2 protein-coding genes are annotated in these 1,342 nt (G+C 63.8%); both read right to left on the bottom strand.

Annotated features, from left to right (window positions below; translation table 11 throughout):
* A partial coding sequence (locus BMY84_RS28875) for a cbb3-type cytochrome c oxidase subunit I (protein ID WP_177204265.1) occupies positions 1-521 on the bottom strand: 521 nt, incomplete at its 3' end.
* The coding region (locus tag BMY84_RS28870; protein ID WP_143075213.1) for a cytochrome c oxidase subunit II at positions 518-1,342 on the bottom strand (825 nt) is incomplete at its 5' end. The genes BMY84_RS28875 and BMY84_RS28870, both read right to left, overlap by 4 nt.

Below are 1,342 nucleotides of genomic sequence, written 5' to 3'. Positions count from 1 at the left end.
CCCAGCATCCAGATGTCTGCGCCAAGGCCGCTCAGGTCCGTTCGCGTGGTGAGCGGCGGGTACATGAACCATCCGCCATCAGGCGCGGCGTTGAAGAAGATGGAGCCGCCGACGAACACCCCACCGATCAGGAAGGACCAGTAGCCAAAAGCCGAGAGGCGCGGAAAGGGCAGGTCGCGCGCGCCCAGCAGCTGCGGCAAGAGGATGATCGACACGGCCTCGAACATCGGCACGGCGAAGAGGAACATCATCATCGAGCCGTGCAGGGTGAAGAGCTGGTTGAACGTCCCTGCGCTCACCAGATCATTGTCGGGCACGGCCAGTTGCGTGCGCATGATGAGCGCCAGCACGCCAGCGAACAGCATGAAGGCGAAGGCCGTCAGCAGATACCAGACGCCGACCCGGTTGTTGTTGCAGTCGGTCCAGCGCAGGAACAACCCCTTGGGCGGCGCCCAGACGGCTCGCAGCCTTTCCTCCTGCGCGGCGCGGAGCGCGGGATCGTCCTGATCGTGCAGGCTCATTTCATGCCCTTCAGATAATGAGCGATAGCGCTGGCATCCTCTTGGCTGAGCTGCGGATAAGCGGGCATGCGCACGCCGGGCTTGGCCTGCTGCGGCGTGCGGATGAAGGCGGCTATATTGTCGATGGTTGGCGGCAATATACCAGCGCCCAGCGTCAGCCGCTCGCCAAAGCGGCTGAGGTCGGGACCGATGGTGCCGGCATGGGGCGTGCCACGGATCGTGTGGCAAGCGCCGCATCCCTGCGCGTCGAACAGAGCGCGGCCAGGCGTAGCGATGGCAGGCAGCGGGACGACGGCGCGGGCATCGGCCAGCCATGTATCGAAGGGGGCCGGTTCCATCGCGATCACGTCGAACGCCATCAGCGCATGACTGAGGCCGCAAAATTCCGCGCAGACGCCACGATAGCGTCCCGGCTTCTCCGCCTTCACCACTAGCCGGTTGGTGCGGCCGGGGATCATGTCCATCTTGCCGGCAAGGCCGGGTATCCAGAAGCTGTGGATCACGTCTTTGGACATCAGTTCGAATACGACCGTCCGGCCGACGGGTACGCGAATTTCGTTGGCCCAAGACAATGGTGGTGCATTATCGGACGGCCGATAGGCAACCCGCCACCAGAATTGCTCGCCTTCCACCCGGATTACCAGATCGCCAGGATCGGCCGGGTGGGGACGCATGGCAGGCAAAGCGTAAAGCAGGAGCGCAGTCAGAATGAGCGTCGGCCCGATTGCCCCGACCCAGAGGATCATGCGCATGCCCTGTTCATGGCTGAGACTATGCTCGGACGCACGTACGGCGCGAACATAGAGGGCGACGGTAATTGC

Source organism: Sphingobium sp. AP50, assembly GCF_900109095.1.
In the GTDB taxonomy this organism is placed as follows: Bacteria; Pseudomonadota; Alphaproteobacteria; order Sphingomonadales; family Sphingomonadaceae; genus Sphingobium.
Note: the sequence above shows the minus strand (reverse complement) of the source record. Positions and strands in the feature narration are given on the sequence as shown.